This is a genomic window from Mesorhizobium sp., assembly GCF_004963255.1.
Taxonomy (GTDB): domain Bacteria; phylum Pseudomonadota; class Alphaproteobacteria; order Rhizobiales; family Rhizobiaceae; genus Mesorhizobium.
The window spans coordinates 1-14,946 of record NZ_SUGA01000064.1 but is presented as its reverse complement, the minus strand read 5'-3'; the positions used below and the strand labels follow the sequence as shown (position 1 = coordinate 14,946).

The following is a 14,946-nucleotide window of genomic DNA, read 5'->3' as shown; positions in this document are numbered from 1 at the left end:
TGCCTCGTGCGCTAAATATCGGCTCCCGTGCAAAACCCTCGCAAGGGGAGAAGGAAAGGGCGTCGCCCACCTCCGCAGGAATCGGGTGGCCGGGGCGCGTCCTTCGCCCCACTTTGCTCGCATCCAAGGAACCAACCTATGACCATCCACTCCCTCAACACCAAGCGCGCCAGCCGCTCCGCCGAATCTCGTGTCGCCGCGCAGGACTGGCGCGGTATCATCTCAGACCTCAGCGCCCATGGCTGTGCCGTCATGCCCGGCCTTCTCTCAGCGGAAGAATGCGCCGATATCGCCGGCCTCTACCCGCATGAGGAGCATTTCCGCAGCCATGTGGTGATGGCCCGCCACGGTTTCGGCAAAGGCGAATACCGCTACTTCAACTATCCGCTGCCGGACCTGATCGAGGGTCTGCGCTCAGCCCTCTATTCGCGCCTTGCCACGGTCGCCAATGACTGGAACGAGAAGATGGGCGTGGCGCTTCGCTATCCGGCCGACCACGCCGCTTTCCTGAAGCGCTGCCACGACGAGGGCCAGACGAGGCCGACGCCGCTTCTCCTGCAATACGGCCCCGGCGACTTCAATTGTCTGCACCAGGACCTCTACGGCGCGCTTGCCTTTCCGCTGCAGGTGGCGATCCTGTTGTCCGAACCTGGCGAGGATTTCGCCGGCGGCGAATTCGTGCTCACCGAACAGCGCCCGCGCATGCAAAGCCGCGCCGAGGTGGTGCCATTGAGGCGCGGTGACGCGGTGGTATTTGCGGTGCATAACCGGCCGGTGCAGGGCACGAGGGGGTTTTATCGGGTGAATCTCAGACACGGGGTCAGCCGATTGAGATCAGGACGGCGGCATACAGTCGGAATTATCTTCCACGACGCGAAGTAGGCGAGGCGCCGTTCCTCGCCCCCGCCGAGGCGGGGGAGAGGTGTCCGCGAAGCGGACGGAGAGGGGGTCTTCGTAGGGCGCTCCCCCTCTCCGTCTCGGCTTCGCCGAGCCACCTCTCCCCCACTTGGTGGGGGCGAGGAACCTTCATCCTGCGGCGCTTCTACCTCTTCCCCTCGCACCTTCATTCGCGTACACGCCGGGGCAAATCCCGCCACCTCAGCGCAGTTGCCCGGACCGCCCCATGATCCGTCTCGAAAACATCGGCAAGCAGAACGGCCGACAGATTGTCTTCATCGAAGCTTCGGCCGCCTTGCAGAAGGGCGAGAAGGTCGGGCTGGTCGGCCCGAACGGCGCCGGCAAGACGACCTTGTTCCGCATGATCATCGGTGAGGAGCAGCCGGACGAAGGTCAGGTCTCGGTCGATCGCGGCGCCACCATCGGCTATTTCAGCCAGGATGTCGGCGACATGGGCGGTTTGAGCGCCGTCGCCGAAGTGATGGAAGGCGCCGGGCCGGTCAGCGCGGTCGCCGCCGAGATGCGCGACCTCGAGCACGCCATGGGCGATCCCGAGCGCGCCGACGAGATGGACGCAATCATCGAGCGCTACGGCGAATTGCAGCACCGCTTCGAGGAACTGGACGGTTATGCGCTGGACGGCCGCGCCCGCGAGGTGCTGGATGGCCTCGGCTTCAGCCAGGAGATGATGGACGGCGACGTCTCGAAGCTCTCAGGGGGCTGGAAGATGCGCGTCGCGCTCGCCCGCATCCTTTTGATGCGGCCCGATGTCATGCTGCTCGACGAGCCGTCGAACCATCTCGACCTCGAAAGCCTGATCTGGCTCGAGAAATTCCTCAAGGACTATGACGGTGCGCTTTTGATGACCTCGCACGACCGCGAGTTCATGAACCGCATCGTCACCAAGATCATCGAGATCGATGCCGGCGCGCTCACCTCCTATTCCGGCAATTACGAATTCTACCAGGAGCAGCGCGCGCTGGCCGACAAGCAATTGCAGGCGCAGTTCGAGCGCCAGCAGGCGATGCTGGCCAAGGAGATCGCCTTCATCGAGCGCTTCAAGGCGCGCGCCTCGCATGCCGCGCAGGTGCAGAGCCGGGTGAAGAAGCTCGACAAGATCGACCGCGTTGAGCCGCCCAAGCGCCGCCAGACGGTGGCCTTCGAGTTTCAGCCGGCGCCGCGCTGCGGCGAGGACGTGGCGACGCTGAAAGGCATCCACAAATCCTATGGCAGCCGCTCGATCTATTCCGGCCTCGACTTCCAGATCCGCCGCCGCGAGCGCTGGTGCGTCATGGGTGTCAATGGCGCCGGCAAGTCGACGCTGCTGAAGCTGGTCGCCGGCGCCTCCGAGCCCGACGAGGGCTCCGTCGCGCGCGGTCCGAGCGTCAAGATGGGCTATTTCGCCCAGCACGCCATGGAACTGCTCGATGGCGAGCGCACCGTCTTCCAGACGCTGGAGGACAATTTTCCGCAGGCCGGCCAGGCGCCGCTGCGCGCTTTGGCCGGCTGCTTCGGCTTCTCAGGCGACGAGATCGAGAAGAAGTGCCGCGTGCTGTCAGGCGGCGAGAAGGCCCGCCTAGTGATGGCGCTGATGCTGTTCGACCCACCCAACCTCCTGGTGCTCGACGAGCCGACCAACCACCTCGACATCACCACCAAGCAGATGCTGATCGAGGCGCTGTCGCAATATGAGGGCACGATGCTTTTCGTCTCGCATGACCGCCATTTCCTGGCGGCGCTGTCGAACCGCGTGCTGGAGCTCACGCCCGAAGGCATCCACACCTATGGCGGCGGTTACACCGAATATGTCGCCCGCACCGGCCAGGAAGCGCCGGGGCTGAGAGGGTAAGGATCTTATTCAGAGCGCGTCGTAGACGGCGTCGATCAGCGCCTTGCGGCGCGGATCCACATCGTCGAACCCCAGCATGCGGTTGGTGACATAGCCAAACCCGACGCCGGCGCTGGGATCGGCAAAGCCGATGGCGCCGCCCCAGCCGGTGTGGCCGAAGGTTTGCGGAGATGCGCGGCCGGCATAGACAGGATCTTCGATCTGGTAGCCGGCGGCGAAGGCGGCCGGCAGCGCGAAGCTGTCGTCCATGCCGCGAAAGCGCGGCCTCGCGGCCTCTTCGATCGCCGCCCGGCCGATCAGGCGCTTGCCTTCAAATGTCCCGCCCGCCGCCATCATGCCATAGATGCAGGCCAGCGCATGGGCGGTGGACTGGCCATTGCCGCCCGGCACCTCGGCGGCGCGCCAAGCGCGGTCGTTGGGCGCCAGGGCGCGGGGTGTCGGGTTGTCGCATGCATGGGGAAAGGGCGAGGCGCGCACGAAGTCGACCCACTCCGAAGCCTTCGGGCCTTCGATCATTTCGGCGGCCCGGAAATCTTCCGTTTGCGGCAGACCGACGTGAAAATCGGCGCCAAGCGGGCCGGCGATCTCTTCCGCGATGAAGTGGCCGACGCTGCGTCCGTCGACCCGGCGGATGACCTCGCCGGCAAGGTGGCCGTAGCTGAGCGCATGATAGACGCAGCGGCTGCCCGGCTCCCACAGCGGCGCCATGGCGGCAAGCGCGTCGACATAGGGTGTCCAGGCGAGCAGGCCTGCCTCGTCCATCGGCACGGCGAGGCCGTTCAGCCCGGACTGGTGCGACATCACCTGGTCGAGCGTGACGCGCTCCTTGCCGCTTGCCGCGAATTCCGGCCAATAGCGTGCGACCGGCGCGGCATAGTCCAGCTTGCCGCGCTCGACCAACATCGCGATTGCCAGTGCGGCGACTCCCTTGGTGCAAGACCAGACATTGATCAGCGTGTCACGCCGCCACGGGCGGGTGTGCGCGGCATCCGCATGACCGCCCCAAAGGTCGACGACGGTTTTGCCGCCGGCCACGACTGAGACGCCGCCGCCATGTTCGAGGCCTTGGGAGAAACACCAGGCAAACGCGTCGCGCACGCCGGCGAAACGCGGATCGCAGAAGCCTTCTATGGTCATGCGCGGATTCTCATCAAATGCGCCTCAGCCGAACAGCTTGCTCACAAAGCCGCTGAACCAGGCAAGCTGCGCCGCGTGGTGGGCTTCCATCAGCCTATCTTGCTCGTCCCGGTCCTGCGCGCCGAGCGTTCCGTAGGGCGCGCCTTGGCGTTCCTGCCAGCGCTTGAAGCCCGCCGGGCCTTGCTCGGCATGGAACTGCAAGGCGTAGGTCTTGTCGCCGATCCGAAATGCCTGGTTGGGGAAGGTCTCGCTCGAAGCCAGATGCACGGCGCCTTCCGGCAGGGCGAAGGTGTGAAAATGGTTCTGCGGCAGGAAGAGCGGCCGGTCGAGGAAGTCGCCGGCCGCGGCCGTCGGCGTGATCTCGAAATAGCCGAACTCTCTGATGCCGCTTACCACCGGCCCGACATCGGCACCGAGGTGCCAGGCGATCTGCTGGGCGCCCTGGCAGATGCCGAGCAGCGGCAGGTCGTTACCCAAACAATGCTCGATCAGCGCGGCTTCGTGATCGAGGAACGGATGCTTGTCGGTGTCGAAGACATTGAACGGACCGCCGTAGATCACGGCACCGTCGACATCTTCGAGGTCGATCACCTCGCCCTTGAAGGGCATCGCGGTGGTGACCGCATGGCCGTCGGCCTCAAGGGTAGTCTGAACATGATCGTCGCCCGGTTCTTCCGAGTGCCTGACCAGAACGATGCGCTTCATCGGAGCCCCTGCCGCTCATTTCGCGAGAACCACGATAAAGCCTAGCGGGTCATTGGCAATGTGCCAGGATCTCATCGTGTTTGGCGGCGCCGCCCCTCCATTCGTCTAGGAAGGCGAGGCATGGGCGCCCATCACCCCTTCGCCAAGCCGCGGTCGATCAGCCGCGCAAGACGCGCCGAGAAGGCCTTGGCGTCGGCCGGCTTGTCGCCGTCGAGCACGCGCGCTTCGTCGTAGAGCAGATGCGCGGCGTCTTCCTTGAACGCCTTGTCGTCGTCACCGAGCTTTGCCAGCGCCGCCACGCGCTCATGGCGCGGGTTGATCTCGAGGATCGGCTTGGCCGCCTTGTCGAGCCGGCCGGCGGCGTTGAGCAGGCGCTCGAACTGGCGGTCCGGGCCATGCTCTGGCGCAACGAGGCAGACGGCGCTTTCGGTCAGCCGGTCGGAGGCCTTCACGTCCGACACCTCCTCGCCGAGCGTCGTCTTCACGAAGGCCAGGAAGGCGGCGATGTCGGATGACGTCTCGGCATCCGGCTTCGCTGCATCGTCGGGCAGCGGGATGTCGGCAAGCTCCGCCGCGCCCTGCGTCACCGACTTGAACGGCTTGCCGTCGAATTCCGGTGCCATCGTCACCCAGAAACTGTCGACCGGGTCGGTGAGCAGCAGCACCTCGATGCCGCGCGCGCGAAACCCTTCGAGTTGCGGCGAGGCCTCCAGCCGCGCGCGGTCGTCGCCGGCCATGAAGAAGATCGCCTTCTGGCCTTCCTTCATCGCGCCGACATAGTCGGCAAGGCTGCGCCAGCCTTCGCCCGCAGCCGTCGAACGGAAACGGGCAAGCTTCAGCAACTGCTCGCGCCGCTCGTAATCCTCATAGAGACCTTCCTTGAGGACAACGCCGAAATTGTCCCAGATCTTGGCGTAGGCTTCCGGATCGTTTTCGGCGGTTTTGGCAAGGTCGCTGAGCACACGGTTGGTCACGCCCTTGCGGATCGCGGCGAGCAGCGGGCTTTCCTGGATCATCTCGCGCGAGACGTTGAGCGGCAGGTCGGCGGAATCGACCAGTCCGCGCACGAAGCGCAAATAGCGCGGCAGGAGATCGGCATCGTCGGTGATGAAGACGCGCCGCACATAGAGCTTCATGCGGCCCTTGCGGTCCTGGTCGAACAGGTCGAACGGCCGCGATCCGGGCACGAAGGCGAGCACGCTGTATTCCTGCCGTCCCTCGGCGCGGAAATGGATGGTCGAGGCCGGCTCGTCATATTGGCCGGCGACGCTGCGGTAGAAGTCGGTATATTCCTCAGGTTTGATCTCGCTCTTCTGCCGCACCCAGAGCGCCGTGCCGTCGGCGATGTCGCGCGGCTCGGCGCCGGGCTTCTCGACCAACGTGATCGGCACCGGCACATGGCCCGACTGCGACTTCGCAAGCCCTTCGAGCCTGTAGGGCGTTGTGTAGGAGGTGGCGTCCTCCATCAGATGCAGCACCACGCGCGTGCCGCGCTTCGGGGCCGCCTCGAGCGGCACCGGCGCGATTTCATAAGTGCCCTTGCCGTCGGACGACCAGCGAAAGGCCTCGTCGCTGCCGGCCTGGCGGCTGATCACGTCGACCCGGTCGGCGACCATGAAGGCCGAGTAGAAGCCGACCCCGAACTGCCCGATAAGCTGCGTGTCCTCCGCCGCCTTGCCGGCCTCGACGCGCTCCATGAAGGCGCGCGTGCCGGAGCGCGCAATGGTGCCCAGCGCTTCCGCCATCTCGTCGCGGCTCATGCCGATGCCGTTATCCTCGACGACAAGCTCCTTGTTGTCCGGGTCGGCCGCGATCGTGATGCGCGGCTTCGGATCGTCGCCCAGAAGCTCGGGCCGGCTCACCGCCTCGAAGCGCAGCTTCTCGCAGGCATCCGCCGCGTTGGAGATCAGCTCGCGCAGGAAAACATCCCGGTCCGAATAGACCGAATGCACCATCATGTGCAGCAGCCGCGAGACGTCCGCCTCGAATGTCCTGGTTTCCGCCGTCTTGGTGTCAGTCGTCATTCAGAATTCCTGGGTTGGTCGTTTTGTCCGCCGTGCAGCACGCGCCGGGCTTCAAATCTTCAGCCATTGTTGCTTGTGCCATTGCTGCTTGTGGATGCGCGCCCTGCCAGCGCCGCGGGCGCCAGCGAAACCATGTCCGGCGCCAGAATATCGTGGCGGCGAGCGAAGGCAACAAGGGTCGCTCGCACCGTGTCCGCGTCGATTTCGCCGGCAATGCCAGCTTTGCAGGCATTGAGCGCGATCGCATGCGCGCTGCTCCTGCTCGCGGCCGGCCAATCCTGCAGCAGGGCATAGGCTTCCGCCACCGTCTCCAGCCGCGCCGGCAAGCCCATGCCGACAAGCACCGTGACAGGCTCTTCAAAGCGGTCGTGGTTCATGGTCTGGACCCTCTTTCGGGTGGATGCCCACCGTGCCCGGGCGAAGCCCCCCGGCCAGCATATGTCGGCGCGGGTAGGGCGGTTGCAGGACGATGCCATGCGGCCGCGGCTGGCCTATGCCGGGGAAGGCCCGCACATTGACCAGGCCCCCCGGCGTGCTGTGCGTCGCTGAAATCTGCTGGTTCAGGCGCGGCGGCGGCAGCGCGCTATGCGCCTTGACCAGGGCTTCGATCCAGGCGGCGACCGCCAGCGGCACCGGCGCGCGCCCCTCGATCCAGCGCGTCGCATCGGTCCTGGAACAGCCAAGCTCCTGCGCAAGATCTCCGGCGTCCCATCGCAAGCTTCTCAGGCATTCCCGCAAGCGTCCTGCAATCATGGCAATCGCAATTCCCTTCGCCCAAATCCCATCGCGACATAGTCGGACGGACCCCGCCGTGGCGGGGGCCGATTTCGCTCAGCTTCGCGCGGATGCTTCCGTGGCTGACACCTGCTGCGCGGCAAGGAACATCAGCGTCGAGGCGACCGTCCGCCGGTTCCATCCGGCGGCTTCGGCCGCGTCGAGCAGGCCTGCCAGCAGCGGCTTCAGCGCGCTTCGGCATTCGGCTTCATAGGCAAGGAATTCGCTTGCCGAATGCGTCGGCGTGGGAATCGAGCCATCTGCGCTCATCATGTTCATGAGGGCCTCCCAAGTTTTGGCGGAACGCCCGCTCCCGTAGCCGAGAGCGGGCTCGTCAGCGTCTCAGAAGTCCATGCCGGCGCCGGCCGGCATGGCCGGGGCGGCTTCCTTCTTTGGCTTCTCCGCCACCATCGCCTCGGTGGTGACGAGCAGACCGGCGACCGAAGCGGCGTCCTGCAGCGCGGTGCGCACCACCTTGGCGGGGTCGATGACGCCCTGCTTGTAGAGGTCGCCATACTCGCCGGTCTGGGCATTCCAGCCAAAGGCGAAGTCGGTCTTCTCGCGCAGCTTGCCGACGATGATCGAACCTTCCGATCCGGCATTCTCGGCGATCTGGCGCGCCGGAGCCTCGATCGCGCGCCGCACGATGTCGACGCCGTATCTCTGATCGGGATTGTCGACCGCGACCGCGTCGAGCGCCTTGGCCGCCCTGAGCAGGGCAACGCCGCCGCCGGGCAGTATGCCTTCCTCGACCGCGGCGCGCGTGGCGTGCAGCGCATCGTCGACCCGGTCTTTCTTCTCCTTGACCTCGACTTCCGTCGCGCCGCCGACGCGGATCACCGCGACGCCGCCGGCCAGCTTGGCCAGCCGCTCCTGCAGCTTCTCGCGATCATAGTCGGAGGTGGTCTCCTCGATCTGGGCCTTGATCTGCGTGACGCGGCCCTGGATCTCCTCCTTCTTGCCGGCGCCGTCGACGATGGTGGTGTTCTCCTTCTCGATCGCGACCTTCTTGGCGCGGCCGAGCATCTCCAGCGTGACATTCTCCAGCTTGATGCCGAGATCCTCGCTGATGGCCGTGCCGCCGGTGAGGATGGCGATGTCCTCCAGCATGGCCTTGCGGCGGTCGCCGAAGCCCGGAGCCTTGACGGCGGCGACCTTCAGCCCGCCGCGCAGCTTGTTGACCACCAGCGTTGCCAGGGCCTCGCCCTCGACATCCTCGGCGATGATCAGCAGCGGCTTGCCCGACTGGACGACGGCCTCAAGCACGGGAAGCAGCGCCTGCAGGTTGCCGAGCTTCTTCTCATGGATCAGCACATAGGGCTCGTCGAGCTCGACGCGCATCTTGTCCTGGTTGGTGATGAAGTAGGGCGAGAGATAACCGCGGTCGAACTGCATGCCTTCGACGACTTCCAGCTCGGTCTCGGCGGTCTTGGCTTCCTCGACGGTGATGACGCCTTCGTTGCCGACCTTTTCCATGGCCTCGGCCAGGAAGCGGCCGATCTCGGCATCGCCATTGGCCGAGATGGTGCCGACCTGGGCGATCTCGTCGTTTCTGGTGATCTTGCGGGCATTGGTCTTGAGTTCGGCGACCACCGCATCCACCGCCTTGTCGATGCCGCGTTTCAGATCCATCGGGTTCATGCCCGAGGCGACCGCCTTGGCGCCTTCGCGAACGATCGCTTGCGCAAGCACGGTGGCAGTCGTGGTGCCGTCGCCGGCGAGGTCATTGGTCTTCGAAGCCACTTCGCGGACCATCTGGGCGCCCATGTTCTCGAACTTGTCCTCAAGCTCGATCTCCTTGGCGACGGTGACACCGTCCTTGGTGATGCGCGGGGCGCCGAACGACTTGTCGATGACGACGTTACGGCCCTTGGGGCCAAGCGTAACCTTCACCGCATCGGCGAGGATGTTGACACCGCGCAGCATGCGCTCACGGGCGTCGGAATGGAATTTGACTTCCTTGGCAGCCATTGGATCACTCCTTGTCTAGGCAGCTTTCATTGACTGGGTTGCGGTTCGGTCGAAGCCCCGGTCAGGCGGCTTTCTTCAGCGTCGCGGCCTGCTCGATCACGCCCATCACGTCGCTTTCCTTCATGATGAGCAGATCCTCGCCGTTGAGCTTGATCTCGGTGCCGGACCACTTGCCGAACAGGATGCGGTCGCCGACCTTCACGTCGAGGGGCACGAGCTTGCCGCTCTCGTCGCGGGCGCCCGGGCCGACGGCGATGACTTCACCTTCCTGCGGCTTTTCCTTGGCGGTGTCGGGGATGATGATGCCGCCGGCCGTCTTCTCTTCGGCCTCGATGCGGCGGACGAGCACGCGGTCATGCAATGGGCGGAACGTCATATCGTTCTCCTTCAGGACAAACAGATTGCGAGAGGTCCCTCCGCTCCGGACCGGCAGGACCGGAGCGGGGCTCGCGACCCTTTCGGCGTCGCGCGCATGTCGAGCTAATTTTGCCTTCTTGTACTTTCAAGGGGGTGTCGAAAATTTTTTGGCACTCTCGATCATCGAGTGCTAGCGTGCTGAAAACAATGCAATAAATCCGATCGTGCGACAAAGGAAAGGCTTGAATTCGGAATTGAGCTGAACAAAATTATCGGCGCCCGGCAGCGCCGGGACCGCTGAGAAATTTGGAACCCGAACCAAGGAGTTTTGGAGACGGAGGACAGAAATGGACCGACAGACGCTCTCGCCGATCATTCCTTCCCTTGCTCCCGAAATATCAGACCTTTCGCTCGACCGGCTGCTGTCGCCGGCCAGCCATTTTCAGCACCCGCGGGATGTGCTGGAGGACGGCTCGCTCGACATATGGGAAAAGCGGGCGATCCTTTCGTCCTGGGCGTCCGACGCCTGCGCCGTGGAATCGATGCCGGCTTTGCGCCAGCCACCGGGGGCCGAGCGGCCGGTCTCCTTCGACGACATCATGGATGCGCTGCGCCGGCTTGATGCGGTCGCCCCGCCCAGCGGCCCTGCCGATGACGACCACCGGCAGCTGGTCGACCGGCTGAGCGCCTGAGGGGCGGAAGACGATGGTGAACGCGGTCAGCGCGGAATTCCGCTTGCAAATGAATGGCTATGGCCTGACCACTGCCGAGATCCATCATCATCTGCCCGACCATCCCAGCCTGCTCCAGCTTTACGTCTGGCAGGACTATGATCTCGCCCCAGATTTCCCACGCTGAGGGGTTTTCTGGGTTTTTGGGAACGCGAGCTGGCGGGCGCCTTGCATTCCGTCCGGGTCGCCCACCATCGGCTCCTCAGGCCATCGGAATGGCGGGCCGTCGACGGGATCATCCCGATCCATTGAAGATCAGATCCATCAAGGCGGTCGCGTTGCGCCGTCGCCTTCAGAGGATGACTGTCACGACCTTAAGGTGGCTTCGGGTTGGGACCTTGACGTCCCGGATTTGAATTCCCAGATGGATTTTGCCGGTGCTTTGAGAGACCGGCAAGGGTCAAGGAGCGCCGCTTCCTTGGCGCTCCTCGTATCTATGTTGCTCAATGGAGGATGTAGCTATGAGAACCAGCTTTGACTTCACTCCCCTGTTCCGGTCGAGCATCGGGTTTGATCGAATGTTGAACGCGCTCGAAACGGCGAGCCGGATCGAAACCGTCGACAATTGGCCACCCTACGACATCGCCAAGACCTCGGAAGATGACTACCGCATCAGCATGGCGGTGGCAGGCTTCGCGCAGGACGAACTGGACATTACCCAGGAGCAGAACATGCTCATGGTCTCGGGCCAGAAAGCCGGCGAGGATAAGGGTGAGTACCTGCATCGAGGCATCGCCGGTCGCGCATTCCAGCGCCGTTTCGAGCTTGCCGACCATGTCAAAGTCGTCGGCGCCAGCCTGGTCAATGGCCTGCTGACCATCGATCTGAAGCGTGAAATTCCCGAAGAGATGAAACCGCGCCGGATCGAGATCGCAGCCGACAAGGCGATGCCCAAAGGCGCGACGAAGAAGATCGAAGCCGAGAAGCACGCGGCCTAAGGCCTTCCTGTCGGCGCCCCGTGCAACGCGCCGGGCACATGGCCCGGCGCAACAGGAAACCTTTTCAGACCGATGAGCAGAAAGGAGGAAACCATGAGTGTCCGTGACCTGATTCCCTGGGGCCGGAGCAACGGCAACCAGGTTCCAAGCCTGTTCCACGACGGCGAACGCGATCCGTTCCTGTCGCTGCATCGTGAGGTGAACCGCCTGTTCGACGATGTTTTCCGCGGCTTCGACAGCCGGTGGCCGTCTATTGCCGGTACCTCCGCCCTCGGCACTGGTTGGCCGAGCGTCGAGATCTCCAACGGCGAGAAGGAGATCAAGGTGACGGCCGAGGTGCCCGGCCTCGAACAGAAAGACATCGAGGTCCTGTTCGACGACGGCGTGCTGACGCTGCGAGGCGAGAAGCGCTCGGAGACCGATGACAAGGACAGGCAATTCTCGGAGCGGTACTATGGCCGCTTCGAACGCCGCATCCCGGTCGGCTACGAGGTCAAGGAAGACGAGGTTGAGGCGCGCTTCAGGAATGGCGTGCTGACCGTCACCTTGCCGAAGAGCGAGAAGGCGCAGTCGCAAGTCAAGCGCATCGACATCAAGAGTTGATGCATCGACGCGGGGGGCGGTCGATGGGCCTCCCGCGTCCCAACTTCCATGAGCGTCATGGCAGTCGGACGCCCGCGCAAGGCTGGTCTTGGGCGGTCGATCGGGGGTGCCCGCATATCGGGGGTGCCCGCATAGAGAAAATCCACACCAACGGAGCTTCGCTCTTCCGCCGCGAAGTCTTCGTATCGGCCATATGAATGATGCCAAAAAGCTCGATGAATGATGCCAAGCAGCTCGGTGCCTTCTCCCTTTCACAGCGGCGAATTTCAGCATGCATCGAGAGATGAAGTTAACATATGTTATGACCGGCAGACGGATCACCTGGAAGCGGTTCCGCATAAGATTGCGACCGGCGATAACCTTAATTTCGGTTTCGGTTGCATAGGCTTCCCGAAAGGAAGGTAAAGGGCTAGATTAGCAATTCGTTAAGTACGCGTGGGGCGTGAGTAAGGGATGTGTGGTGATGAATTTCAAGTCTCTGATCAAGCGGGCCGAGGACGTCGATAAGGAATTTCAGGAACTCCAATCGGATCTGGCGGAAGCATTCGAGGACGTTCTGAAGGATGATGAACAACCGCCGTCGGGAGACGATGCCGTTGCCGGTCAGGAACTCGTGGCAAGCGACGAGAATCCGCCGCCCGAAGAGCAGCAGCCCGCGGCAGCTTCATCGCGGTTGACGCCCCATACCCAGACGCGGCTCGCCGCCCTGGAGGCCGTCGCCGGGCTTTTCCGCGATGGCCAGGGCCATCTGCAGGAGATCGAGGCGAAGCTGGCGGAGATCGCCACCGCCCATCACATGACGCGCGAGGTCCTCAACGTCTTCCACCGCGACGTGTTGCGCTCCAACGAGCTGGAGCTGGCTAATCTCGCTCTTACCGCCGAACACAAAACGCTTTCGGAACAATTGTTTGACGCCGCTCGCAAGCAGCGCGAGCGCGACGGCGCGGCCGAGGCCTGGCAACAGCGCGAGGCGAGCCTCGTCCAGGACCGCGAGCAGTTGCGCTCGGCGCTGGCGGCCGTGCGCCTGGAACTGGTGGAGATGAGCAATGAGAACACCAGGCGCGAGACGGAGTTCGGTGAGATCGTCAAGGCCTTGACCGCCAAGACCGTCGAAGTCGACAGGCGCGGCGCCGAGAACAAGCTGCTGCGCGAGAAGCAGGTCGGCCTCACGGTCGACCTGGAGCAGGCGCAGAAGCGCGAGGCTGAGGCCCGCCACAAATTCGACGAGTTCGCGGCGACCCACGCCAGCGAAACCGCCCATATTGCCGAGCTGATGGCTCAGATCGGCAACCACGAGAAGGAAGAAACCCGGCTGCAGAAGGCGCTGGAGGCAGCCCAGGCCAGGCTCGCCGAAACAGCCGAGGCGGCCCGCATTGCCGAAAGCGACAGCGCCGCCGAATTGGCGCGCAGCCAGGCCGAGATGCGTGGTTTGCGCGCCGAAATGCAGGAGCTGCAGTCGCGCCTGGACAAGGTCTCGACGGACAATGGCGAAGCGACGGCCGAAATCACCAGGCTCAAGGGGCAGTTGAACGATGCCGTCACCGAACGCCAGATCGCCGAGGAAAGGCTCGCCGTTCTCAGGGAAGAGAGCGAAGCCGACAAGAAGAATTTGTCGGAGGTCAGCACCAATCTCTCACAGCTTTCGTTGCAGCAGGCGTCCGAGCAGATCCAGCTCGATATCCAGAAGCAGGAATGCGAGGATCTGCACGCCGAGGTCGAAGCGCTCAATGCCCGCATCCGGGAATTGCTGCCTTACGAGCGGCTGCATCGGGTGACCGACGCAAGGTCGCGCAAGGATGCCGCGCCTCAGGCCAACGGGATCATCGCGGAAGCAGCGCGCCCCGCCGCGCGGCGTGTTCCGCGGCGGAACTTGCGGGCCAACGCGGGCTGAGAAAACCGCCGCGCCCGGAATTGCTCCGACGGGCTACTTGCCAGCCATGCCGTCGGCAAGGTCCTGCGCCTGCTTGAGCAGCGCCGGGAAGGACGGGTCGCCGGGCAGACGCTCAGCCATGCAGGCGCGGTAGTCGGCATCGCCCTTTTCCCAGGCGGCGTTGGCGGGATCGGAGGCCTGAGGGTCGTCCTGGTCCGAGCCCTGGTCGGCCTGCTGGGCTTTCTGCGCGGCCGCGTCGGCGGCTGCCCAGATTGAATCGCAGGCCGCGATCTTCGGCACGGCGGGGGAGGCGGGCGCCTCGGCAATCAGCACGCGGTCGCCTTTGACGACCGCCACCACGACATGCTGCTCGTAGATCGGTCCGACATCCTGCGTCCAGCCGCCGAGCCGGGCCACCACCATGTCGGCGCCGTCGGGTTTCTTCAGCGGAAAGTCGAGCGTGCCGGAGAAGGCGGCGTCGCTGCCGATGGCCTGGGTGTAGAAACTGTCGAGCTTCAACGCCGCGCCGATGTCGGTGGGCAGCTTGAAATCCGCTTCCGCCTCGGTCGATTTGGACTTGAGCCAGCGCTCGGTCAGCCCGCGCGTCGAGACGACGATGCTCGGGCCGTCGTCGCTCTGGGCATAGCGCAGCCCGTCGAGCATGCCGTAGCCGATATCGGAAGCGTTGAGGCTTTCGATGTTGTTGGTGCCGGTCGTCGGAAAGCCCTTGACTGAAAGCGGGCCGAGAATGGCGGCAAGCCGCTGCTGCAGGTCGGCCAGCGCCTTTTCGTTCTGCGCGTCGATGGTTTCGATTGCCGTGTTCGCGCTTTCCTGCGCGGTGATGTCGGCAATCGCCTTGTCGCGCGCCGCTATATAATCGCTTTCCGGCGAGGCGGCGAGTGCCGTGCTGCCCGCCAGCGCGAGGAGAAGTGTCAAGACCAGCCGCATGATGTACCCCGTTTCGCCCAAAACCGTATGCATGTCTTGCAGGCAAGATTGGGCTAAAAAAAGACTTAGGCGCTGCCGCTGAAGCTGCCAATCTCCCCCCTCGTGGGGGAGATGCCCGGCAGGGCAGAGGGGGGGCGCGAAG

The 14,946-nt window shown here is 64.3% G+C and carries 15 protein-coding genes and 1 pseudogene; 7 read left to right on the top strand and 9 right to left on the bottom strand.

Annotated elements, in window-relative coordinates; translation table 11 throughout:
* Nucleotides 1–138 precede the first annotated feature (138 nt).
* Both E5X34_RS31865 and E5X34_RS31860 read left to right on the top strand, forming a co-directional pair.
* The gene (locus E5X34_RS31865) at nucleotides 139–882 is read left to right on the top strand and encodes a 2OG-Fe(II) oxygenase (protein WP_292573111.1); all 744 of its coding nucleotides are present in this window, start codon (nucleotides 139–141) and stop codon (nucleotides 880–882) included.
* A gap of 241 nt (nucleotides 883–1,123) precedes the next feature.
* Nucleotides 1,124–2,746 (top strand): ABC-F family ATP-binding cassette domain-containing protein, encoded by a 1,623-nt coding sequence (locus E5X34_RS31860; RefSeq protein ID WP_292573109.1) that lies wholly within the window; start codon nucleotides 1,124–1,126, stop codon nucleotides 2,744–2,746.
* A 9-nt stretch (nucleotides 2,747–2,755) separates the two neighbouring features.
* Here the strand turns inward: E5X34_RS31860 and E5X34_RS31855 are convergent, their stop codons facing one another.
* The 8 genes from E5X34_RS31855 to groES all read right to left on the bottom strand — a co-directional run bounded on the left by E5X34_RS31855 (nucleotide 2,756) and on the right by groES (nucleotide 9,733).
* A complete protein-coding gene (locus tag E5X34_RS31855) occupies nucleotides 2,756–3,883 on the bottom strand; it encodes a serine hydrolase domain-containing protein (RefSeq protein ID WP_292573107.1) in 1,128 nt (375 codons plus the stop codon).
* Nucleotides 3,884–3,907: 24 nt separating this feature from the next.
* A complete protein-coding gene (locus E5X34_RS31850; RefSeq protein ID WP_292573105.1) occupies nucleotides 3,908–4,588 on the bottom strand; it encodes a glutamine amidotransferase in 681 nt (226 codons plus the stop codon).
* Nucleotides 4,589–4,719: 131 nt separating this feature from the next.
* Entirely contained in the window at nucleotides 4,720–6,612 is a 1,893-nt protein-coding gene (htpG, locus tag E5X34_RS31845) for a molecular chaperone HtpG (RefSeq protein ID WP_292573103.1), read from the bottom strand.
* 59 nt (nucleotides 6,613–6,671) lie between these two features.
* Nucleotides 6,672–6,989 carry a DUF982 domain-containing protein gene (locus tag E5X34_RS31840; protein ID WP_292573101.1) on the bottom strand — a complete coding sequence of 106 codons (318 nt, stop codon included), beginning with the start codon at nucleotides 6,987–6,989 and terminating at the stop codon, nucleotides 6,672–6,674.
* The gene (locus E5X34_RS31835) at nucleotides 6,970–7,365 is read right to left on the bottom strand and encodes a hypothetical protein (protein WP_292573100.1); all 396 of its coding nucleotides are present in this window, start codon (nucleotides 7,363–7,365) and stop codon (nucleotides 6,970–6,972) included. The genes E5X34_RS31840 and E5X34_RS31835 overlap by 20 nt, the downstream gene beginning before the upstream one ends.
* Nucleotides 7,366–7,443: 78 nt before the next feature.
* A complete protein-coding gene (locus E5X34_RS31830; protein ID WP_292573098.1) occupies nucleotides 7,444–7,665 on the bottom strand; it encodes a hypothetical protein in 222 nt (73 codons plus the stop codon).
* A 63-nt stretch (nucleotides 7,666–7,728) separates the two neighbouring features.
* Complete coding sequence (gene groL, locus E5X34_RS31825) at nucleotides 7,729–9,357, bottom strand: chaperonin GroEL (protein WP_278162875.1); 1,629 nt, start codon at nucleotides 9,355–9,357, stop codon at nucleotides 7,729–7,731.
* A gap of 61 nt (nucleotides 9,358–9,418) precedes the next feature.
* Nucleotides 9,419–9,733: a co-chaperone GroES gene (groES, locus tag E5X34_RS31820; RefSeq protein ID WP_040988406.1), complete on the bottom strand. Its 315-nt coding sequence runs from the start codon at nucleotides 9,731–9,733 to the stop codon at nucleotides 9,419–9,421.
* A 328-nt stretch (nucleotides 9,734–10,061) separates the two neighbouring features.
* On the opposite strand from groES, the gene E5X34_RS31815 reads away from it, so the two are divergent.
* The 5 genes and pseudogenes from E5X34_RS31815 to E5X34_RS31795 all read left to right on the top strand — a co-directional run bounded on the left by E5X34_RS31815 (nucleotide 10,062) and on the right by E5X34_RS31795 (nucleotide 13,877).
* Nucleotides 10,062–10,406 (top strand): hypothetical protein, encoded by a 345-nt coding sequence (locus tag E5X34_RS31815; RefSeq protein ID WP_292573096.1) that lies wholly within the window; start codon nucleotides 10,062–10,064, stop codon nucleotides 10,404–10,406.
* Between the two features lie 13 nt (nucleotides 10,407–10,419).
* Nucleotides 10,420–10,697, top strand: a pseudogene (locus E5X34_RS31810) (protein usg).
* 209 nt (nucleotides 10,698–10,906) lie between these two features.
* A complete protein-coding gene (locus tag E5X34_RS31805; RefSeq protein WP_126061666.1) occupies nucleotides 10,907–11,383 on the top strand; it encodes an Hsp20 family protein in 477 nt (158 codons plus the stop codon).
* Nucleotides 11,384–11,476: 93 nt separating this feature from the next.
* Nucleotides 11,477–11,986: an Hsp20/alpha crystallin family protein gene (locus tag E5X34_RS31800; RefSeq protein WP_292573094.1), complete on the top strand. Its 510-nt coding sequence runs from the start codon at nucleotides 11,477–11,479 to the stop codon at nucleotides 11,984–11,986.
* Between the two features lie 463 nt (nucleotides 11,987–12,449).
* Nucleotides 12,450–13,877 carry a hypothetical protein gene (locus tag E5X34_RS31795; protein ID WP_292573092.1) on the top strand — a complete coding sequence of 476 codons (1,428 nt, stop codon included), beginning with the start codon at nucleotides 12,450–12,452 and terminating at the stop codon, nucleotides 13,875–13,877.
* Between the two features lie 33 nt (nucleotides 13,878–13,910).
* Here the strand turns inward: E5X34_RS31795 and E5X34_RS31790 are convergent, their stop codons facing one another.
* Nucleotides 13,911–14,804: a hypothetical protein gene (locus E5X34_RS31790; protein ID WP_292573090.1), complete on the bottom strand. Its 894-nt coding sequence runs from the start codon at nucleotides 14,802–14,804 to the stop codon at nucleotides 13,911–13,913.
* Nucleotides 14,805–14,946 lie beyond the last annotated feature (142 nt).

Excerpts from the sequence above, each read along its gene's own strand:
- E5X34_RS31865 (WP_292573111.1), top strand. The coding sequence starts at position 139 with ATGACCATCCACTCCCTCAACACCAAGCGCGCCAGCCGCTCCGCCGAA.
- E5X34_RS31860 (WP_292573109.1), top strand. The coding sequence starts at position 1,124 with ATGATCCGTCTCGAAAACATCGGCAAGCAGAACGGCCGACAGATTGTC.
- E5X34_RS31855 (WP_292573107.1), bottom strand. The coding sequence starts at position 3,883 with ATGACCATAGAAGGCTTCTGCGATCCGCGTTTCGCCGGCGTGCGCGAC.
- E5X34_RS31850 (WP_292573105.1), bottom strand. The coding sequence starts at position 4,588 with ATGAAGCGCATCGTTCTGGTCAGGCACTCGGAAGAACCGGGCGACGAT.
- htpG (WP_292573103.1), bottom strand. The coding sequence starts at position 6,612 with ATGACGACTGACACCAAGACGGCGGAAACCAGGACATTCGAGGCGGAC.
- E5X34_RS31840 (WP_292573101.1), bottom strand. The coding sequence starts at position 6,989 with ATGAACCACGACCGCTTTGAAGAGCCTGTCACGGTGCTTGTCGGCATG.
- E5X34_RS31835 (WP_292573100.1), bottom strand. The coding sequence starts at position 7,365 with ATGATTGCAGGACGCTTGCGGGAATGCCTGAGAAGCTTGCGATGGGAC.
- E5X34_RS31830 (WP_292573098.1), bottom strand. The coding sequence starts at position 7,665 with ATGAACATGATGAGCGCAGATGGCTCGATTCCCACGCCGACGCATTCG.
- groL (WP_278162875.1), bottom strand. The coding sequence starts at position 9,357 with ATGGCTGCCAAGGAAGTCAAATTCCATTCCGACGCCCGTGAGCGCATG.
- groES (WP_040988406.1), bottom strand. The coding sequence starts at position 9,733 with ATGACGTTCCGCCCATTGCATGACCGCGTGCTCGTCCGCCGCATCGAG.
- E5X34_RS31815 (WP_292573096.1), top strand. The coding sequence starts at position 10,062 with ATGGACCGACAGACGCTCTCGCCGATCATTCCTTCCCTTGCTCCCGAA.
- E5X34_RS31805 (WP_126061666.1), top strand. The coding sequence starts at position 10,907 with ATGAGAACCAGCTTTGACTTCACTCCCCTGTTCCGGTCGAGCATCGGG.
- E5X34_RS31800 (WP_292573094.1), top strand. The coding sequence starts at position 11,477 with ATGAGTGTCCGTGACCTGATTCCCTGGGGCCGGAGCAACGGCAACCAG.
- E5X34_RS31795 (WP_292573092.1), top strand. The coding sequence starts at position 12,450 with ATGAATTTCAAGTCTCTGATCAAGCGGGCCGAGGACGTCGATAAGGAA.
- E5X34_RS31790 (WP_292573090.1), bottom strand. The coding sequence starts at position 14,804 with ATGCGGCTGGTCTTGACACTTCTCCTCGCGCTGGCGGGCAGCACGGCA.